This is a genomic window from Paenibacillus lautus NBRC 15380 (genome assembly GCF_004000945.1).
Classification (GTDB): domain Bacteria; phylum Bacillota; class Bacilli; order Paenibacillales; family Paenibacillaceae; genus Paenibacillus_AQ; species Paenibacillus_AQ lautus.
The window spans coordinates 581416-599016 of the sequence record NZ_BIMF01000001.1 but is presented as its reverse complement, the minus strand read 5'-3'; the positions used below and the strand labels follow the sequence as shown (position 1 = coordinate 599016).

Below are 17601 nucleotides of genomic sequence, written 5' to 3'. Positions count from 1 at the left end.
TATGATCGGAGATCGGGTTCATCCCGAAAGCAAGATGGAGAGGTTGTTATGAGTAGAATTTTGGTCACACCGGAGATGTTGCTGCACGTTGCAGTGCAATGCTCCAGGGCGCATGAACAGCTGGAAGCGATGATACACATGCTGAACCAGAACATCCAGATGCTGGAGTCTGCCTGGGAAGGTACGACGAGATCCCGTTTTTATGCGGATTTTCAGCAGGCGCATCGAGAGATGACACTGACCACGGAGCATATCCAGCGGACAAGCCTGGAGCTGAGAGGGATTGCCCAACGATTTAAGTCAGCAGATGAGCGGGGACAACCGATGCAAGTTGCTGGGCATTTACTGGGAGCATTCCCTATGATGAGGGGACCCGCAGGCCATAGTGCCGTAGAGGATGCCGGGAGAAAAGCGGAGGAAGCCTGGAATGCGGTGCAGCAGGAAGCCGGGAAGGCATGGGACATCGTGAAGCAAGAAGCAGGGGAACTATGGGAGGGCGTAAAGATCGGAGCCGCCCAGTTAGGGAACTCGTTAAAGGATACGGCGATATCCTTGTACGAAGATCCGCTTGGAACCGGGAAAGAGATGCTCTATAATGCAACCATCGGGACGGTCGAGGATATTTGGGACACGGGGATATGGGCCGGCAGAATGCTTTTTAGCAATGAGTACCGTGAAAAAGTCGTGGCAGACACAATGAAAGAAGTCGATTCAGCAGGCGGCTGGTCCAATTACTTGGGTCAACAGTCGGCTATGATCCTTGGAGGCGCTATTCTCAACCGTGCTGGAATTAGGGGGAGAGGCCCGCTGAATAATAAGCATGATGATCTTGGTGGCGGTAATAGTGGTGGTAGTGGTAGCGGTAATGGAAGCAGTAGCGGTGGCGGTGATGATGACGGTAAGAAGTCGGGGGATGAGGATACCGGTAAAGCCATGGGCAACATGATCAACGACATAAGAACAAAGACACCAGATCAATTGCTCAAAGAAGGCTGGCAGGATGTAACTGATCCAAGGAAAGCCCAGAATACCATGTCTCGGGAATATTATAATCCTGAAACAGGTGTAAAAATCAGTTATGATCCAGGAAAAAGAGGTGCAACAGGATTTGAATCGGTAGACCATTACCATATCCACAATCCGAATTATACCGATAAAAAAGTCGATTATTATTTTGATATTGACGGAAATCCTGTGGGTAAAGGTTCGAAAGCTTCTCATATTGTAATAAAGGACGGTGAGTAAGTATGAAAATAGCTACTTTTATTGAAGAATACGATCTGCATGACAGCCTATTAGAAAATATTAGTATTAACGGCGAGAAACTGGTTCTCGATATCGATCTCTGTAATTGGAGACAAAAAAATTACAGTCCCGAGGAAGATGAAATGAAATTAATTAAGGTTACTTTTGAAAATGTACAAAGTTATCATTTAGATTCAACAAATGATACGGTAGATTCCGATTCAATCTTGGAGATCAGTTGTACGGATGTGGATTCTTCTTCAATGTCGAAAGACATAAAAATCGTCTTTGAAGGTGAAGAAGATATAAAAATAATGACATTTAGAAGTGATAATGTAACCGTAGAGTAATTAGTATAACCTTGATCGAGTGCTCGTCACTCAGTCAAGGTTTTTCTTTTGCCCTATATTACCCTCTTCCTTAAACAATAGAACGCGCTAAAATCGAAGACGTAAAGGCCGAAGTCGATTCAGCAGGCGGCTGGTCTAATTATTTGGGGCAGGGGGCGGCTTTGATCCTTAGGGAGGTTATTCTCAACCGTGCTGGAATTAGGGGGAGAGGCCCGTTGAATAATAAGCATGATAATCTTGGTGGCGGAATTAGTGTATTAACCGATAAGCATGGAAATCTAGTTACTGCTACACCGGGAGTGATAAAATGAAACTCAAAGGAAGTAAACAAGAACAAGATTTCAGAAAGGAACTAGAGGGTTCGAATTTGGTTTTGGCTAAAGACGGAAAAGCCGAAATAATAATGAATGTGTTAAAAGTTACTTTTGGAGAATTAAAAAGTGCATATATTTTGAATTGGACACCTGAACAAGGCGAGGATATATACACTATTTTGGTTGACATTGATAAAATCGCTAAAGTTGAAATTAGTAGACTCAATCATTCGGAAGTTCCTTTAATTGAAACTTATAATCTGAAGGATTTCCAAAAACGGTTGAGTAAAATATTTCAAATTAAACTAGCCGTGGCGATTAATTTAGCGGAAACGGAACATCAGGAAGGTTAAATATTTTATTTCGAACCTTGATTGGCGTCATGCCTTTCAAGGTTTCTTCTTTTGGAGGGGGGGGTGACGAATGAACCCATCATTCAACCAATAACAGATATAACCCATGTAATACCCGTATAAAGGTTTCGCCATTTTATTTGTACGCACATCAGCCTTTGAGAGATCGTTCTACATGGAATCCAGACACAGTGGTATTCGATGTTAACCCGTCTAAAAATGCCCATGATAAAGCTAATCTTACAGCTCCAAATCCGACTGATCCATTCCAATTGTGGAGGGAAGATATTGACGAATGGCACCTCAATAGTGAAATACGATGTTGATAACTTTAAAGTTGGCCATATCGGCTAGGGGATAACATGCCATGATAAATATGTTGGATAGTCCGTATATTTGTGGAGTACTGCGTGAACTTCAACGGCTTGGACACATGGGGGACGAAGCTAAGTTAGTGCTGCTTACTTAGTTATTATCGCCCGGTAAAGAGAACATGGGGCTAATTTTGTCCTTGTTCTCTTGCCGGGGATCGGATCGGTGGAGCTTGGACGGTACATATTTTACGATTTCTGATAGCTGCGGCGGAAGGCGCCGGGTGTCATCCGCTCCATCTTCTTGAAGATTGCTCCATAATAGCTGGCGGATTCGAAGCCGACTTGACGAGCAATATCCTGCATCCCGCGCTGCGCATTGTCGAGCAGCAATTCCTTGCTCTTGTTAATCCTTACCTGATTGACATAGCTGATGGGACGAATGCCTGTCGTCTTCTTGAACAGATGGCAGAAGTATTCCGGTGTGATGCCCATCAGTCCGGCGAGCGACTGCAAAGTAATCTCATCGGCATAATGCTCGTCAATATAGTCCAGGGCCGGCTTCAACCGCTCATACTGCTGCCCGACGGTATCGCTCCCCTCGACAGAGATGCGCTGTATAATTTCCGTCAATAAGGTATAGAGGATGGCGGAGCAGGCGTAATTGCTTAACGTTAGATCTTGCGGCGTAAGAGCAGCTTGCAGCAGCTCCCGCATTCGGGATAGAAGGTGTTCAGGCGTCGCGAGCGTGAATACGCATGTGCCGACAATGCCGACTGTTTCAAACAAGCTTGCTATTCCTCTGCCATCGAAGATGATCCAATCGACTTCCCAACTCCCCGATAGAGCATAGTACTCGTGCTTCTGGCCAGGAAACAGCAACATACCCATGCCTTGCTTGACGATCTGTTCCGTTTCACCTAGTTTGAACTTGCCCTCGCCGCTGCGGCATTGAATCCACTGATAATCCTGAATGCCTTGATCTCGACGGATAGGCTCCTGTTCATGATGCAGACCAATGCCAAGCAAATAAAAAGGGAGCAGCTTGTCTCGGGCGGATAGTACCGGGAAAGCGTAATTGGGATAAGGCATGCGACCAATTCCTTAATCTTAATATTGTTATATCTAATTAAATATTTAAGATATTCACTCCATTTAATATAACATATAATCGTAATATACTGATGGATAAAGGGGAGCGCAGGATGACGATTAAAGTCGGAATCGATTATTATCCGGAGCAATGGACGCCCGAGCTGTGGGAGAAGGATGCAGCGCTTATGCAAGAGACGGGTGTTGCCGTTGTACGAATGGCGGAGTTCGCCTGGAGCCGAATGGAACCGACCGAGGGCGATTATCGGTTTGAATGGTTGGATAAAGCGATAGAAGTATTCGCCTCGCGCGGCATGGGGATCGTGTTATGCACGCCTACCAATACGCCGCCGAACTGGATGACAACCCGTTATCCGGATGTGCTGCCCATGAACGAGCAACGTCAAATCATCCGGCCGGGTGTGCGCGGACATCGCTGCAACAACAGCTACTCTCTGAGAATGCTGGGCTCCAATTTTATAGAAGCGATATCACAACGCTACGCGAAGCATCCCGCCGTCATCGGCTGGCAAATCGATAACGAGATGCACTACCAGGAATGCCATTGCGATACGTGCAATCGTGCCTTTGTCGCTTGGCTGCAGAACCGTTATTCCAGTCTGGAAGAGTTGAACCGGGAATGGGGCACGGTCGTCTGGAGCGGGGAGTACAGCAGCTGGGCCGAGGTAACGACGCCGCTCGGCACCAGCAAGCCGATGAATCCTTCCTACCTTCTGGAATATAAGCGGTTCTGTTCGGAAAGCGTAGGCTATCTGCTGGGATGGCAGCTTGAGATTTTACGCCGCAACTGTCCGGGCCAATTCGTGACGCATAACATGTGGCAATATCCGAATAGCCTGGACTATTATGATCTCTACCAAGGTCTGGACTTCGCCTCTGTCGATTATTATCCGAATGAGTTGTATCGCGATTATGGCGATCGGTTTCCGAGGAACGGAGCGCTGACGCTGGACTTGGTTCGCGGCATCAAGCGCCGCAATTTCTGGGTAATGGAGCAACTGAGCGGAGCGCAAGGTGCCTGGATGCCGATTCAGCGCACCCCTTATCCCGGACTGATCCGAGCTCGCTCCTGGCAGACAATCGCCCGCGGCGCCGATACGGTCGTCCATTTCCGCTGGCGGAGTGCCGCCGTCGGAGCCGAACAGTTCTGGCATGGGCTTATCGACCATAGCAATATTCCCGGCCGCAGGTTCAGGGAGTTCGCGGAGCTTACGCGCGAGGTGAACCGGGTAGGGGAGCTATTGGCGGGCTCGACAATCGTCAACCAGGTTGCAATTCTCCATTCGCACGATCAGCATACGGCGCTTTCCCTTCAGCCGCAAGCGGAGGGGGGGATGCACTATATCGACAACTTGTCTTCTATGCACAATGCATTTCTGAAGATGGGCGTCGGTACGGACGTGATCAACTGGACCGAGGCGCTTGATGGCTACAAGCTGGTCATTGTCCCTTCGCTCTTCCTGTTAAATGAAGAAGTCGCGCAGCGGCTGGAGCGATTCGCAGCCGAAGGCGGCACGGTCCTCCTCACCAACCGGACAGGCGTGAAGAACATGAGGAATGTATGCGAGATGCTGCCTCTGCCGGGGCTGCTGGCGGAAGCGGCGGGTGTTGTCGTTAGTGAATATGATGCAATCGGCAACAGCGAGCATCGGATTCGGAACGCGGAGGGTCGGACATTCGCTGCGAAGCAATGGTGCGATCTGCTGGAACTGCGAGGAGCAGAACCGATTGCCTGGTATGACAACGACTTTTACGAGGGCGTGCCTGCAGTTACCGTCAATAAGCTCGGTAAAGGTGAAGTGTATTATGTCGGCACTTGGCCCGAGCCGTCGTATTTCTATCAGCTTTTCGAAGGCATTTTGAAGGAAAAGAACTTGGCACCCAAGCTCCAACTGCCGGAAGGTGTCGAGTTGTCGATTCGAACAAAGGGTGAGGAAAGCTTCCTGTTCCTGATCAATTTAACGAATGAGCAACGAGAGGTTACGCTTGACGTTCCCTACCGCAGCTTGTTAACTGGCGAGAGATCGGAGCAGAAGATTACGCTGCCTGCTCTGGGCGTAGATATTTTAACTTTATAGAATCAATGCGCAGGGCTGTCTCACAAGGCCGAATACCTTGAGGGACGGCTCTTTGTCGCTGTTTAACGAATTTAATTCAAATCATCACGATCAAAAATCAATCGTTATTGTATAGTGGGCAAGCTACCTTTAACCGAAAGCCAAAATCCAGAACTTACAGATCAATCACAGCTTTCTGGTATGGACCGTCCGATTGGTATGATTGAACATGAAAAAAAGGACACCAAGTCCTCAACAGACCTCGTGCCCTCGAAGGGTTGCATAGTGGGATTTTTACGGAACAATGCCTGATGCTCACCGCTCCTCTCAGCTTACTTCATGCAGGCTCACTTCAACGTCCTCACATCCACCGTGTTGGATAGGACGTCCACTTCATTCGGAATAATTCCTTTCTCAAACATATAATCGGCCACTGCTTGCCAACGTTGGCGGACGGTGTCATCAATCGGGTCAAACGGGAATAAAGAGCCTTCTAGCTGCTGACGAGCGACGGGTTCGGAGACGCCTTGGATCTCTTGAATTAATTGGACGGTGTGATCAACGTCGTCAGACAGAAGCGCGGACTCTTCATTCAAGCCTTCAAACACTTCATGCACGAGTTCGGGATGCTCCTTCAGGAAGCCGTTTCGCACAATATACACCGTATCATTGTCGGATTCGATGTCGCCTGCGGAAATGACCAGCTCTGCACCGAAGTCGACGAGCGCCACGGCCGTAAACGAACCCCATGTCGCCCAAGCGTCGACTTGCCCGCTTTCAAAGGCCGGTCCTGCTTCCGTTGGCGGAAGATAGACAATCTCGACTTCGCTTGCATCGAGTCCGCCTTTCTCCAGCGCTTTATATAGTAGGTATTCGCCCGTGCCGCCGCGGTTGACGGCGATCTTCTTACCTCGAAGGTCTGAAGGACCTGTAATACCGGCTCCCGGCTTGGCCACAATGCCTTGATTATGAAGATCGCCTTGCTGCTTGGTAAAAATGGTGAATTCCGATGAGCCTCCGACAAGAGCGCTGATGGCTGCCGTAATCGAGCCGATCGTGATATCAATGGAATCTGCATTTAACGCTTCGATCGCCGGAGACATGGCGGCAAAACCGCCTGTTTTTTCAATGCTCGCTCCGGCTGCTTCCAGCCTTTTATACAAGGGCCCGCCTTCCTCGGATAAACTTAATGGCTGGGCACTGCGCAGTATTCCAAGACGAACGGGTACGGCTTCATCCTCAGCTTTGGCTTGTTTCGCTTGACCGGCTTTACTGCAAGCCGATAACGTCACTAACAGAATTACTAATAGTACATGTAAGCTTATTTTTCGCATAGGACACTTCCCTTTTTGCCGGATCATTTAGTGGATTTGATGAGCCCAAGTGATAACCTTCTCCTGTTCTTCTTGCTTCGGCGTGGTTACCGCTTGATGGTCAATGCGAAGATGGGGCAGGATGTATTCCCCTACACGATAAGCTTCTTCGAGCAACGGAACACCGGAGAATATAAAGGTTGAAATGCCAGCATCTTGATACTCTCTTATGCGCGCCAGAACGGTTTCCGGACTGCCTACGATCGTTGTACCAGGACCTGGTCTTACCAGACTCATCCCGGCCCACAAATCCGGATGAATTTCAAGCTCCCGAGCGTCTTTAGGAATTTGGCCGTTGTGATTGCGAAGCATGCGCTGCTGCCCCACCGAATCGCTGTTTCGAAGGATGGTTTGCATGTTCTCCACGGTCTGCGGATCCATCGTCTTGAGCAGCCGATCCGCTTCTTGCCAAGCTTCTTCATCCGTATCGCGAACGATCAGATATAGCCGGATGCCATATCGCATGGTACGCCCTTGCTCAGCAGCTAATGCTTGAAGATCTTTGATCTTCTCTGCGACTTGCGGTGGCGTTTCCCCCCAGCTCAGGTACGTATCGATATGCTTGGCTGCCGTGAGGTGAGCCGCTTGCGATGATCCGCCGAACCACAGAGGCGGCGTTGGCTTCTGCGTGGAGGTGAGCTGTAAGGCTTTGCCTTCGGCCGTAATATACTTGCCATGGAAATCCAGGTGTTCTCCGGCCACCGCTTGTCTCCACACCTGAATCCATTCATCCGTGTAGGCATAACGTTCATCATGCCCAAGCGTTGAACCATAGGCGCGCATTTGTGCCGTGTTTCCGTTCACGATGTTTAATAATACGCGTCCTCCGGAAAAATCATCGAAGGTTTGCGTCATTTTCGCGGCGAGCACGGGGGAAATCAACGGTGGATGAACAGCGATTAGAAAACGCATGTTGTTCGTACTGGATATGAGGGATGATCCAAGCACCCACGTATCATGCGGGCCCGTTGCCAGCAATGCGCCGGTAAACCCTAATTGGTCTACAGCCGAGGCAATCTGCCTTAGGTAAGGCAAATCGATTTTGCGCGCACCATCCGTTGACCATGGGCTCCGGCCATCCGGTGCCGTTAAATACCAATACACCTCAACATTCTCTTTATGTGCGGCCACGTTATTCTCCTCCAATTTCTACGGGGACGGGCAAAACGGCATCTGAAACGACAATTTTCTTAGGCAAAATGTGCTGTCGTGCTAACAGATCGGCAACCCGCTGCTGTTCAGTTATGAATTCTTCGGTAATCGGCTGCAGCCCCCAAGGTCTCCGCCGTAGTGCCGCTTCCCATGAATCCACGGAAGGCCAATGAGGCAAATCCCGGGCAAAAAGCTCTGCCGCTTCACGCGTATTTTCTTGAATCCAACCATCGGCCTGCTTCAGAGCTTCGACGACGGCCTTGAGCAGCTGCGGTCGATTTGTCGCAAAATCCCGGTCGGCAAACCATACGGAACGGTGAGAGATATGGGATTCAAGCGGCACCAGCGTACGAACGAGTCCTTTGTTATGCAGCTCCGTCAGCTGCGGGTCGTTGCCGACCCAAGCCTCCACTTTCCCAGCCAGCAATGCGTTCGCCCCATCATTGCCTATATCAACTCGAACGACATCATCATAAAGAAGGCCTGCCTTATCGAGCGCGGTTGCCAGAAAACTCGTATGCCATGACCCTTCGGAAAGCGCAATGCGCAAACCTTTCAAATCTGCAACGGATTGCACCGGCGTTGCTTTGCGAACGACCAAAGCTCCGCTAGCTGTACGAGGATTCGATACCGCAACGTACACAATATCGATATCCGAAGCCTGCGCGGTTAACGGCGGCGTAGACCCTGTACCTCCAAAGTCGATTTCTCCAGAAGCAATGCGCAGTGGCGTCTTCGCTCCATCGGTGTAATCGACCCAAGCAACGGATGCGTTATGGTCTTTAAGAATCTCTTCTAAAAAGCCTAAGCGGCGCAATACGAATAACGAATGATTATTGGGATGAACGCCGATGGTTACGTCTGCTTTACTTTGAGTCATGTGAGGGACACTCCTTTGGCAATGTTTTGTTCAGCCGCGGCTAACGGTTCTGGAAGAATCCAGTCCCATACGTTCACGGGATTCGGGAGAAAACCATGTTCAAACAGGAACCTGCTCTGGGCATCAAGCGCCGTTAAATAGTCTTCGCGTAGTGCCGGTCGAAGCGAAATATTACGATAAGCGGAGGCTACATATTCGGATGAAGCGCCGGTTTCTTTTGTAACGACCCGAATGAAATCATCGGGATGATCTTTGGACCAATCCGCGGCGCGAAGCAGAGAAGTGAGAATCTGTTCCACGATATGCTCCTGTTCCGTCAAGGCCGTATCGACCGTCACGGTTCGGGGTACGCCATTGTTGACACGCACCAGCGGATCCGGATGGAACCCGAGCTCGATCACTTCCTTCACGGCAACCGTACGAGCGGCCTCAAGCCCGGTAGCTCCTTTGACAAAAACAGCATCGATCTCGCGTCGCTGCAGCGCCTCGATCTCGGTATTCCATGAATCCCTTCTTCCTTCAGGAACCGCCTCAAGATGAACGATGTTGACATCATCCAGCGTAAGATTTGCAAGCGAGAGCGCATTATGAAAACCGCGAAGCGCTTGGGCCGCTCGAAAATCAATCTCTAAATAACGATGGCGAGGAATTCCGATCCGTCTTCCACGCAAATCGCCAGGCACCTGAATATCCGAGTCGGGAAGGGTAAGGATCGCTTGATATTCATCGACCCAGCTTAGTCCGATCAGCCGCGTATCGCTTCCGGTAGAGCGCGCCCATAAAGCCGGAATGTTTCCTCCTTCCCGCAACAGGAAAGGTAAGGTGTGATTAAAATGCGCATGAGGCAAAGCGTGATTGGCGTTTCTTGTTAGTTCCGCCGCCGTACATCCGGACTTTTCAAGCTCCTGTTGAAGAAGCCCTAGGTCAAGGGCCAAACTGGCTGCTGTCGGAACCGGGCAGCGTGTAATCCTAATTTCCTTCACGATTTCTTGCGGGTTATCGATGTTAGGCATGCTTCAGGGCTCCTTTCTTTTTTTGGTTTCGCGTCCGGTCATCACTCGCTTTTGATCCACCTCCTTCAAGAAATGGTTATCCATTAAGCCTTACAAGCGGGCTTATGCTAGAGCCTATGACCCTTTCTTTAAGGGATAGGGGAGGTCTTCTGCTTCATTTCGGCTTTCCACTTCGATTATGCCCATGACCCGCTTAAGGATTTTATCGATGAATGCTGCCACCTCGGCATTTCCCCGTTGACGCGGACGTGAGAAAGGGACAATTCGATCCATAGCGATGCTGCCTTCTTCAATAAGCACCACGCGATCGGCCAAGAGGACAGCCTCTTCGACATCGTGCGTAATCAAGACGGTCGTAAATTGCTGCTGCTGCCACAGCGATTCGATTAATTGCTGCATTTCAATACGGGTCAATGCATCCAGCGCTCCTAAAGGTTCATCGAGCAACAATAATTTGGGATGGCTGGCTAACGCTCTTGCTAAGGCGACTCGTTGTTTCTGACCGCCGGACAGCACAGATGGCCATTCATTGGCCCGCGCACCCAGCCCAACCTGCTCTAAAGCGGCTTCGGCTTTATGACGGTCTTCTTTTCGAAGTCCGATCGCAACATTATCGATGACCTTATTCCAAGGCAACAGCCTTGCATCTTGAAACATCATCCGAGTTTCGGGATGTACATGCTGAACCGGATGGTCATTGATCCATATTTCTCCCGACGTGGAGGGTTCCAATCCGGCGATTACCCGTAATAGTGTGCTTTTCCCGCAGCCGCTTCGCCCGATGATAGCGATGAACTCTCCTGGCTTCACGTCCAGCTCAATGCCTTGAAGTACAGGTTGTTCGCCAAAGCTTTTCTGTAATCTTGTTGTACGAAGATGTACACCATGGGTTGAGGAATTCAGGGTCGACACATCCTTTCAGAGCTTACTTTTGATAGTTCGGGTTCCATTGTAAAAATCGCTTCTCTAAGAGCTTAGCGATGGAATCGGCCAGCTTTCCAAATAAGGCATAAAGCAAAATGGTAAGCAGAATGATATCGGTTTGCATGTATTCTCTTGCATTCATGGCCAGAAAGCCGATGCCCGAATTCGTAGCAATCGTTTCGGATACGATGAGAGTCAACCACATGATGCCTAAAGCGTAGCGTAGTCCGACTAAAATGGAAGGAAGTGCGCCAGGCAGAACGACTTTCCAAAAGAGCGAAGCGGAGCGCAGCCCGTATACGTTCCCCATTTCGATCAATCCGTTGTCTACGGAGCGAATGCCGTGCAGGGTATTGATGTAGACCGGGAATAACACGCCGATCGCGACTAAAAATATTTTCGATTCCTCACCAATGCCAAACCATAGAACGACTAATGGAATCATCGCCAGGTGAGGAACATTGCGTACCATTTGAATCGTCGTATCTAACAATTTTTCAGCGATGGACGATAAGCCGTTCATAAAGCCCAGTACAAGACCGATCCCCCCGCCGATTAAGAAACCAATGAACGCTCTTTGAAAACTAATTGAAATATGCGCGATTAATTCTCCTGATAACAACAAATCTCTGAAAGAAAATAAAACGTCCTGAGGCAGGGGGAGGATCTTCCTGGATATCACATCATGATTGGATAATATGGACCACCCAACGATTAGTAAGATGGGGAGAACCCAAGGCAAACATTTTCCGATCAATGGATTGGAAAGGAACTTTCTCATCACTTCAACTCACCTAGCTTTCAAAAATAGGATGATCAACAATAAAAGGCCACAGCTCCAGCAGAATATCCTGCTGAGGCTGTGACCTCCATTTGAATGGTCGGTATCTTAATGATTAATAATTCCTATAAGTTTAATATGGATTTGATTATACTTCTCGATTTTGGTTTCGTCAACCGGAATTATGCGAGTCTATTGAAGAGGTTATGTTAAAATATGGTACAATACGAATTCTCTCATTACGGAAAATACTTACTTGATTGAAGTTGATTTATAGGAGTGTTTCATTTTAACAAAAAAATAGTCTTGTTGTATGTTGTCCTTGTTGCTTCGATCGTAACCTCCTGTTCGCCAAGAAATCAGGATAGAATAGAAGAAGGATCCGCAAAATTGGATATGATAAATATTTATATGTACCGTAATGATTCCAGTCGCGTTCAACCCGAACTGATCATTGTACAAAGTGATCCTGATTTGTTGAAGACTGCTGCACGATGGGCACAGAATGGAGAAGCCGGACCGTTGCCTAAAATCCAAGAAGTAAAACAAATGTATGTCTTTCAGTTTCAATATCGCAACGGTGATACCATCCAAGATGTCTATTACATGTATGTTACGGATATGAATAATGAGCATTACATGAAGGAATTTGAAGGGAGCCTTAAAAAGGATACCGACAAATTTGACGATTTGGAAAAAGAACGCCTATTACGCTTAATCGGACTTGAAGACTGGAAAAGGGTTTCAGCTTCAGACTTATTAAATTCGTGATTGTTAGATTGAATAAATTAGATTGTATTCGTTGCGAAGCGTATCAATGTTCTCTAGAAGAACTCGCAGAAGCCTGTTGAACGATATACGTCGAGGAGGTTGACTCAACTAAATGGAAGCGAATATCGAAGAACTTCTCCGTGTAGTGGGAGAGCATCATAAGGAGGCCCACGGCATTCGGGAAGCAGACATCCTGGCCAAGGAACAGACCCTTGGCTTTCGGTTGCCAGTTGCACTGAGGGATTATTATAAGATTTTGGGACGATCCCCATATATCACCCAAGGGTGCAATAACTAATATGAACCGCTCCCTCTGCAGGATGTGTTTATTCCCGATGACACGTTTTTTACGACAGACAAGGCCTTTCTGGTCTTCTATCAAGTAGAGGAGTCCGTGATATATTGCGGGATCCGAATTCAGGATTTGGAGCAGGAAGATCCACCGGTCTATTTGTGCGCGTGGAACTCCCCCGATTGGCAGCTGGAAAATCGATCGCTTTAACGCTTTCTCGCTGGCAAGGCACTCGTTCAGTTGGGCGTCGAGGATCGACTGCCGTATTGGGCTATTTTCGATGAGAGCATGTGGAGCTTATCCGACTATCGCAGATGTATGCATCTAGAGGAGTCGGAGCATGAGATTGAGGAAGGGTCAGAACTGAATGCGTGGAAAATCTACGTGAAGGACGATGTGCTGATCGTGTTTGAACTCGACGTATCCGAAGAGACGGATGATCCGTTGGCTGTATATCTGGCGTCCTTTCAGCGAGCAAGCATGAAGAATCTACTAAGCGAGATGGGGAAGGCCAACAACTTGCCTGCATTTCGAACGAATCTGTCAGCACAGTGACAGGTTGAGGGAGCAAGTACCACAAGTAACGGCGAATGGTTGATATGGTTACGGTCCAATAGATTGAATGGGGGAAATATATTGTAGATTCGTTTGCATCTCGAGAGAGGTGCTTTTTTTCGTTATAAGATTCCTTACGATCCCTTCACCAATTACAGCAAGATTTGAAAAGTAAGGGCAGGATATATTTGTTAAGTTATATTCGACAAACACAATAAGGAAGGGGCCGTAGAAAAAAAATTCAAAATAACCTCAATGGATGGTTGGAGTCAAAACCTGTCATGTCGAGAAAAGATATGGCGATCATGTTATTAATATCTAGAAGTGGAGGAATCATCGTGAATATAGAGCACAATAAAGAGATAAGTAAATCAATAATAACAGCACATGTTCTCAACCGATGGTCAGGATTTATGGCAATAATAGCGGGGATTCTATATATCGTCATTCAGTTTATCCACCCGACAGATGATATCTCTTCTGTGCGCACAAACTCTTGGGTAGTGGTTGCATGCCTGACTATGGCTATGTCGTTCTTTAACCTGATCGGAATTACGGGGTTCTATGTACGCCAAGCGAAAGAAGCGGGGTGGCTTGGCTTGGTCGGTTTCCTTTTGTTCAATCTGTTCTGGTTAATCTCAATCATTTTTAGTTTCATCGAAGCATTCGTTTTGCCGTTGTTGACAAGTGATGCTGATAAGTTTGTGGTAGGAATGGTTGGGCTATTTGGAGGAACAGTCAGCGAGGTTGATCTGGGGATCTTCCCAATATTAGCACCTCTCGCGGGAGTAGTGTATATGCTAGGAGGTCTGCTGCTAGGCATCGCCACATTACGTGCCAGAGTCTTCCCTCGCCCAGCAGCAATTCTGCTGGCCTTCGCTGCTGTAGTGACCGTTGCCGCTGCAATCATCCCCCATCCGTTTGATCGGGCATTGGCGATACCGATGGGAGTTGCTCTTATATGGATCGGATATATTATTTGGTCGGAACGTAAGTAACATCGAATTAAAGATGTCTTCGATCTTACCTATATGGATGAAATTAATAGTTCTTCTGACGGTTTGGTTCCTCGGTGCAACATTAAATTTCCAGATCGTCAGGAAGTTTCTTGATGGGTGCATAGATATGGTAGGTTGAATCCAGATTGTGGACGTCATTAAAAACTTGGATAAGCTCAATATCCGATTGATCGGACTCTTGCTTGGAAATCTTTAAGAATCTTGCATAGTCTGATTTGAGCACTTCTCCAATATCAAGCAGGTCACCAAAATAGTTGAACCTCGCACAAAAAATAGTCGGTACATCAACCGTGAAATAAAAGGGTTTATGAATTTGAATGTCACTTGGGATTCCGAACAGAACTTTGAACCGGGTTGAATTGGGTTGACAGTTTGAATAAATGACAAAACAAGAACCATTTATGTTTTCATCAATATGATTCAGCAGCATTTTTGAATGGGAGTGAATCTTCTGCTTATAATCATCAGTGGCTAGGTCTACTTCAAAGGCAATTCCGCTTATTCGGGTCTCTTTGAACTCTGTCAGTGTGAAATCCGTGACGATATCACCATTAATATTTTTAAATGGTCTTTTAACCACAGTAGGTATTTGAGTCGGAGTGATATGTTTGAACCCTGCTCTTAGCGAACTTGGAGCTACGCCGTAATGTTGTTTGAATGCCCGGGTGAATGAGGCTTGCGTACCAAAGGCTAACTGATAAGCAATATCGGTTAATGATAAGTTGTTGTTATAAATGAGTGATAAAGTGGCATTCAATCTTCTAGATAGGATGTACTGATTTAACGAACAGCCCATCATGGCAGAAAAAAGCCTATGAAAATAATATTTAGACATATTGAAAGTAAGAGCAACGGATGACACGGATAAAGGCTGTTCTAAATTTTCCTCGATATGAATCAATGCTTGTTCTATTATTCTATGATGGTTCATACTAACTCCTTCGTCACGCGCTCTATTTTTTGTGCTAAGTATACCACACGCGTTATACCGCTTAGAAGGCAATTCGCAATCCACTAACCAAGAATGTCACTGCTGCTGGGATACATTAGTTGGAATTATGAAAAATTGATTGACTGACCGATTCTGTCAGGGATAGAGGGTTATAATTAGTTTTAAATAAGTCGATGTGTTATGAGCGGTGCTATATATTGTTTAGGGGGAACGATAATGGATTGGAATTACTATGATACGTTTATTACCGTTGCTGCAGATTGCCCTGTTGAGACTGGAACGCAGCCGCCGGACAAGAAAGACGGAAAAACCAAGCCGGGCATCGAGTTTGAGTTAATCACGAATAATCCGTACGCCTATACCCAGGAGGAGCTCTTGTACGAAGTGCATATCCGGCACAAGAACATTCCGGAGACGGAGTTAGCCGAGAGAGGAGACCAGATTCGAGACGAGTTTTTTAGGAAGCCGCAACCATGCTTGAGAGCATCGATGCTCCCGAAGAAATACGGGTGGGGGATTCATTTCAATGCGAAGGGGCAAATCGCGATCGTTCCGGTGGAATCCCCCGACTATCGGCGCTTTGTGGAAGGAGTCAACGGGAAGGTGAAGCTGCTCGCCGCCATGAGAAACAAGAAGAAGTGAGTGCAATCACAGGTTCAGTAAACACATGTTTGATTTGATCTGTGTCACCCATAAAAAAAAGCCACCCCCAAAGCCTACAACAAACGTAGTCTCTTTGAGGGCAGCCCCGTTTAGCTTACATATCAACTCCGATTACCTCGCTCTAAAACCTACTTTGCACTCGGCAGCAATTTATTCAATAATATCGCCGCAATAGAAGCAGCCAGAATTGGTGAACCCAGCAAATACTGCACGAACGTAGGCAACGTGTACAAGAAATCTTTAGGAATGAGCACTAATGCCAACGTCAAAATCATCGGGATGGCGATAATGTACATTTCTTTTTCCCCGATTTTTTCGTTCTTCATGACCTGGATCCCGTTAATCGAGATGATGCCGCAGACGATGGCGAATACGCCGCCGATGACCGCGGTTGGGATCGAGGAAATCAGCGCGGCCAATTTGCCGGAGCACCCGAAGAGGACAAACCATCCGCCTACCGCCAGAAAGACTCGACGACTGGCCACACCCGTGATGGAGATAATGCCTGCATTCGTGGAATAGCCGGTAACCGGCGTGGAACCGAGTCCTGAAGCAATCAGGCAGCTAATCCCTTCACCGATAACCCCACGGTTAATGTTCTTATCCGTTAACGGTTTATCAATGACGTTGCTAATGGCAAACCATGTACCTGTGGTTTCCGCCAGCAGTACGAGATAAATAATGACCATGGTGATGATCGCCGAGAAGTCGAACGAGAAGCCAAAATCCTTAAATGGGATCTGCGGCATGCTGAACCACTTGGCGTTTGCGACAGCGCTGAAATCCAACACACCCATAAAGTTGGCCGAGATACATCCGATAATTAATGCGACCATCACGGACGTCACGCGGAATATCGCGCCTCTTGTTCGGAACACAGAACCCAGGATGACGAAGAGGATGAGTGCAGCCGCTGAGATTAGAGCCAGCAGCACATTCTGATTGATGGTAGCGTCCGTGGCGCCGTAGATATTGTCTCGAATGGCTACTGGCAATAATGACAGACCTACAATGAAGATGATCGTGCCCCCGACAATGGGTGGGATGAAGGATGTAACGATTTTATTGAAAACTCCCGTATACCCCAAAATAATCACGAGGATCGCGCCAATTAAGCTCGCGCCCAGCACGGAACTCCAACCCATCTCTCCGCCGCCGCTGGCGGCATAAATGGCGACAATCGCGCCGAGTGGAACATAGGAAGGACCCTGCGCCATCGGCAGCTTCATACAGAAATACGTTTGCATGATCGTGGCAAGCCCGGCCGCAATAAACGTGGATTGAATCAACGCGCTGGACTGATTGGGCGCTAAGCCGATTAGCATGGCAATCAGGAAAGGGACGACATAAACGTCCATCGCGACGACATGCTGTAAACCGAGAATGGCGGATTTCCCGAATGATATTTTGCCGTCGGGAGGTACCGTTAAATGCTGTGACTTCGTTTGCTCGTCATTTTGCTTGTCTGCTTGTGTTTTCACTC

The 17601-nt window shown here is 47.8% G+C and carries 19 protein-coding genes; 10 read left to right on the top strand and 9 right to left on the bottom strand.

What is annotated here, in order from left to right:
* Positions 1–48: 48 nt before the first annotated feature.
* From PLA01S_RS02595 to PLA01S_RS02580, 3 genes are all read left to right on the top strand, one after another.
* A complete protein-coding gene (locus PLA01S_RS02595; protein ID WP_127589920.1) occupies positions 49–1245 on the top strand; it encodes a WXG100 family type VII secretion target in 1197 nt (398 codons plus the stop codon).
* Between the two features lie 2 nt (positions 1246–1247).
* Positions 1248–1595: a hypothetical protein gene (locus tag PLA01S_RS02590; RefSeq protein WP_127589919.1), complete on the top strand. Its 348-nt coding sequence runs from the start codon at positions 1248–1250 to the stop codon at positions 1593–1595.
* Positions 1596–1902: 307 nt separating this feature from the next.
* Positions 1903–2262 carry a hypothetical protein gene (locus PLA01S_RS02580; RefSeq protein WP_127589918.1) on the top strand — a complete coding sequence of 120 codons (360 nt, stop codon included), beginning with the start codon at positions 1903–1905 and terminating at the stop codon, positions 2260–2262.
* Between the two features lie 560 nt (positions 2263–2822).
* On the opposite strand, the gene PLA01S_RS02570 is transcribed toward PLA01S_RS02580, so the two are convergent.
* A complete protein-coding gene (locus PLA01S_RS02570) occupies positions 2823–3665 on the bottom strand; it encodes an AraC family transcriptional regulator (protein WP_127589916.1) in 843 nt (280 codons plus the stop codon).
* Positions 3666–3778: 113 nt separating this feature from the next.
* Between PLA01S_RS02570 and PLA01S_RS02565 the strand changes: the two genes are divergently transcribed.
* On the top strand, positions 3779–5764 hold the full coding sequence (locus PLA01S_RS02565; RefSeq protein WP_127589915.1) for a beta-galactosidase: 1986 nt from the start codon (positions 3779–3781) through the stop codon (positions 5762–5764).
* Between the two features lie 326 nt (positions 5765–6090).
* On the opposite strand, the gene PLA01S_RS02560 is transcribed toward PLA01S_RS02565, so the two are convergent.
* From PLA01S_RS02560 to PLA01S_RS02535, 6 genes are all read right to left on the bottom strand, one after another.
* A complete protein-coding gene (locus PLA01S_RS02560; RefSeq protein ID WP_246059284.1) occupies positions 6091–7035 on the bottom strand; it encodes an ABC transporter substrate-binding protein in 945 nt (314 codons plus the stop codon).
* Between the two features lie 69 nt (positions 7036–7104).
* Positions 7105–8247 carry an LLM class flavin-dependent oxidoreductase gene (locus PLA01S_RS02555; RefSeq protein WP_127589913.1) on the bottom strand — a complete coding sequence of 381 codons (1143 nt, stop codon included), beginning with the start codon at positions 8245–8247 and terminating at the stop codon, positions 7105–7107.
* A 1-nt stretch (position 8248) separates the two neighbouring features.
* Positions 8249–9148: an aliphatic sulfonate ABC transporter substrate-binding protein gene (locus tag PLA01S_RS02550; protein WP_127589912.1), complete on the bottom strand. Its 900-nt coding sequence runs from the start codon at positions 9146–9148 to the stop codon at positions 8249–8251.
* Positions 9145–10161: an ABC transporter substrate-binding protein gene (locus PLA01S_RS02545; RefSeq protein WP_127589911.1), complete on the bottom strand. Its 1017-nt coding sequence runs from the start codon at positions 10159–10161 to the stop codon at positions 9145–9147. Before PLA01S_RS02545 ends, PLA01S_RS02550 begins: the two co-directional genes overlap by 4 nt.
* A 114-nt stretch (positions 10162–10275) precedes the next feature.
* Positions 10276–11073 (bottom strand): ATP-binding cassette domain-containing protein, encoded by a 798-nt coding sequence (locus PLA01S_RS02540; protein WP_127589910.1) that lies wholly within the window; start codon positions 11071–11073, stop codon positions 10276–10278.
* 13 nt (positions 11074–11086) lie between these two features.
* Positions 11087–11866, bottom strand: coding sequence for an ABC transporter permease subunit (locus tag PLA01S_RS02535; protein ID WP_127589909.1), 780 nt, complete (start codon positions 11864–11866; stop codon positions 11087–11089).
* A gap of 411 nt (positions 11867–12277) precedes the next feature.
* Between PLA01S_RS02535 and PLA01S_RS02530 the strand changes: the two genes are divergently transcribed.
* From PLA01S_RS02530 to PLA01S_RS02520, 5 genes are all read left to right on the top strand, one after another.
* Positions 12278–12637 carry a hypothetical protein gene (locus PLA01S_RS02530; protein WP_246059283.1) on the top strand — a complete coding sequence of 120 codons (360 nt, stop codon included), beginning with the start codon at positions 12278–12280 and terminating at the stop codon, positions 12635–12637.
* Between the two features lie 112 nt (positions 12638–12749).
* The gene (locus PLA01S_RS32370; protein ID WP_246059282.1) at positions 12750–12935 is read left to right on the top strand and encodes an SMI1/KNR4 family protein; all 186 of its coding nucleotides are present in this window, start codon (positions 12750–12752) and stop codon (positions 12933–12935) included.
* Positions 12936–12959: 24 nt separating this feature from the next.
* Complete coding sequence (locus PLA01S_RS32365; protein ID WP_246059281.1) at positions 12960–13139, top strand: hypothetical protein; 180 nt, start codon at positions 12960–12962, stop codon at positions 13137–13139.
* Positions 13140–13217: 78 nt separating this feature from the next.
* Entirely contained in the window at positions 13218–13484 is a 267-nt protein-coding gene (locus PLA01S_RS32360; protein WP_246059280.1) for a hypothetical protein, read from the top strand.
* Positions 13485–13765: 281 nt separating this feature from the next.
* Complete coding sequence (locus tag PLA01S_RS02520) at positions 13766–14482, top strand: hypothetical protein (RefSeq protein WP_246059279.1); 717 nt, start codon at positions 13766–13768, stop codon at positions 14480–14482.
* A gap of 82 nt (positions 14483–14564) precedes the next feature.
* On the opposite strand, the gene PLA01S_RS02515 is transcribed toward PLA01S_RS02520, so the two are convergent.
* Positions 14565–15434, bottom strand: a complete 870-nt coding sequence (locus PLA01S_RS02515) for a helix-turn-helix transcriptional regulator (protein WP_127589907.1) — start codon at positions 15432–15434, stop codon at positions 14565–14567.
* A 237-nt stretch (positions 15435–15671) separates the two neighbouring features.
* On the opposite strand from PLA01S_RS02515, the gene PLA01S_RS02510 reads away from it, so the two are divergent.
* On the top strand, positions 15672–16097 hold the full coding sequence (locus PLA01S_RS02510) for a DUF6157 family protein (protein WP_127589906.1): 426 nt from the start codon (positions 15672–15674) through the stop codon (positions 16095–16097).
* 149 nt (positions 16098–16246) lie between these two features.
* Here the strand turns inward: PLA01S_RS02510 and PLA01S_RS02505 are convergent, their stop codons facing one another.
* Positions 16247–17599 carry a uracil-xanthine permease family protein gene (locus PLA01S_RS02505; RefSeq protein ID WP_127589905.1) on the bottom strand — a complete coding sequence of 451 codons (1353 nt, stop codon included), beginning with the start codon at positions 17597–17599 and terminating at the stop codon, positions 16247–16249.
* Positions 17600–17601 lie beyond the last annotated feature (2 nt).